The 2,685-nt window shown below is 68.9% G+C and carries 2 protein-coding genes and 1 pseudogene; 2 read left to right on the forward strand and 1 reads right to left on the reverse strand.

The features are described from left to right. Nucleotides 1–226: pseudogene (locus tag GRX66_RS18175) on the reverse strand (helix-turn-helix domain-containing protein); the annotation flags it as partial. Nucleotides 227–309: 83 nt separating this feature from the next. Between GRX66_RS18175 and hutU the strand changes: the two are divergent. Then, nucleotides 310–2,049 (forward strand): urocanate hydratase, encoded by a 1,740-nt coding sequence (hutU, locus tag GRX66_RS18180; RefSeq protein ID WP_159527746.1) that lies wholly within the window; start codon nucleotides 310–312, stop codon nucleotides 2,047–2,049. Continuing rightward, the coding region (locus GRX66_RS18185) for an arginase family protein (protein ID WP_159527747.1) at nucleotides 2,049–2,685 on the forward strand (637 nt) is incomplete at its 3' end. The genes hutU and GRX66_RS18185, both read left to right, overlap by 1 nt.

A 2,685-nucleotide genomic window follows, 5' to 3' on the forward strand; every position in this document is an offset into this window, starting at 1 on the left:
CCGGAGACACGGCGCCGGTGACGGCCAGCGTGCTGTCGCCCTCGGTCGCGCGCTCGCGGATGCCGACACGCTCGTCGACGGCAGCGAGCACGCTGTCGGCTCCAGCGCCGCGCAACCGCAGGAGGTCACAGTGGTCGTTGCACCACAGTTCCATGCGGACGTCCGTGTCAGCCGTCGCCGCGGCGTACGCGCCGCCGCCGGCGAGTCGGAATGTGGCCTGTTGCACGCGCCGACACACGACACCCTTCATAAAGAACCCGTCGCAAGGCGGGCCCCAGACCTTTGCCGTTGCTCGCCGAACGTCTGCGTATGACCGACGCTCCAGACGCCGACTTCTCTGTCGGTGCCCCCTCCGAGCAGTGGCGCGAGTACCAGGGTTCGCCGACCGGCACGGACATCGAGTGCGAGGGGTGGCGCCAGGAAGCCGCCCTCCGCATGCTGAACAACAACCTCGACCCCGAGGTCGCAGAGAAACCCGAGGACCTCGTGGTGTACGGCGGGACCGGTCGGGCAGCGCGCTCGTGGGACGCCTACGACGGCATCCTCGAGGAACTCCGCGAGCTGGGCGACGACGAGACGCTGCTGGTGCAGTCCGGCAAACCCGTCGGCGTCTTCGAGACCCACGAGACGGCGCCCAGAGTCCTCATCGCGAACTCGAATCTGGTCGGGAAGTGGGACAACTGGGAGCACTTCCACGAACTCGAATCCAGGGGCCTCATCATGTACGGACAGATGACGGCCGGGTCCTGGGCGTACATCGGCACCCAGGGCATCATCCAGGGGACCTTCGAGACGCTGGCGGAACTCGCACGCCAGCACTACCCCGACACCGACGGCCTCGAAGGCAAAATCGTCGCGACGGGCGGACTGGGTGGGATGGGCGGCGCGCAGCCGCTGGCGGTCACGATGAACGGCGGCGTCTGCATCGCCGCGGAGGTCGACGAGGAGCGCATCGACCGCCGCATCGAGACCGGCTACTGCATGGAGAAGACCGACGACCTCGACGAAGCAATCCGGCGCGCCGAGGAGGCCGCCGCCGCCGGCGAGCGCTACTCGGTTGGCGTGCACGTGAACGCGGCGGACATGCTCGAGGGCATGCTCGAGCGGGAGTTCGTCCCAGACGTCGTCACCGACCAGACGAGCGCCCACGACGAACTCGAGGGCTACTACCCCAGCGGCTATACGGTCGCGGAGGCCGACGACCTCCGCGAAACAGACCCCGCGGAGTACCGCGAGGAGGCGCTGGCCACGATGGAGCGCCACGTCCGGGCCATCCTCGACCTCCAGGACGCGGGTTCGGTGGCCTTCGAGTACGGGAACAACATCCGCGGGCAGGTCCGGGACCACCGCGACATGGACCACGCCTTCGACTACCCGGGCTTCGTGCCAGCCTACATTCGGCCGCTGTTCTGCCGCGGCAAAGGCCCGTTCCGGTGGGTGGCGCTCTCCGGGAACCCCGAGGACATCCATCGCACCGATCAGGCGGTCAAGGAGTTGTTCCCCGGGAAGGACGCGCTGCACCGCTGGATCGACCTCGCACGGGACCAGGTCCAGTTCCAGGGCCTCCCTAGCCGCGTCTGCTGGCTGGGCTATCAGAGCGAGGACGACGAAGACGGCTTGACGGAGCGCGCGCGGTTCGCGCTCCGCATCAACGACCTCGTCGCAGACGGGGAAATCGAGGCGCCGGTCGTCGTGACGCGGGACCACCTCGACGCGGGTAGTGTGGCGAGTCCGAACCGGGAGACCGAGGCGATGAAAGACGGCTCGGACGCGGTCGCCGACTGGCCGATTCTGAACGCGCTCCTGAACACTGCGGCGGGCGCGGACATCGTCAGCGTCCACGACGGCGGCGGCGTCGGCATCGGCAACGCCATCCACGCCAACAACCACGTCGTCCTCGACGGCACCGACCTCGCCGCCGAAAAGGCCCGCCGCGTGTTCACCACCGACCCCGGCATGGGCGTCATCCGCCACGCCGACGCCGGCTACCAGGAAGCAATCGAGGAAGCAACGGCGTCTGGCGTCACAATTCCTATGGAGGACGACTGATGTTCCGGAACCCGGAGGACTGGACCGGCCCGTCGGCGGACCCGAACGACGAACAGTTCGGCGACGTCGTCGAACCCGCGACGCTCGAGAGCGCCGGCGACTACGACGCGGTGCTCGTCGGCGAACCCTACGACGGCGCGGTCATCGGTCGACGCGGCGCCAACGAGGGGCCAGCCCAGGTCAAGGACGCGCTCGCGGGCGTCAAGACCCACCACTTCGCCGAGGGCCCCGTGTCCTCGGTCGCGGACCTCGGCGACGTGGTACTCGTGGACGACGACGTCGGCATCGTCCAGGAGGAGTTGTTCGACGCCGCGAGCGCGGTCCACGACACGGACGCGATGCCGGTGTTCGTCGGTGGGGACAACTCGCTGTCGTACCCAAACGCCGCACCGCTCCTGGAATCGGGGTCGCTGGGCGTCCTGAGCTTCGACGCACACCTCGACTGTCGGGAAGTACGCGACGAACCGACGAGCGGCACGCCCTACCGCCAGCTGTTCGACGCGGGTCTCGACTCGCTGGCCGTCGTGGGCGCGCGGCACTTCGAGACGTCGACGCGCTACGCGGACTATCTCGCCGACCAGGGCGGCGCCGTCGTCCCCGCTGAGCGCGTCGGGGACAGCATCGACGCAGCGGTCG

Source organism: Halobacterium bonnevillei, assembly GCF_009831555.1.
GTDB lineage: Archaea > Halobacteriota > Halobacteria > Halobacteriales > Halobacteriaceae > Halobacterium > Halobacterium bonnevillei.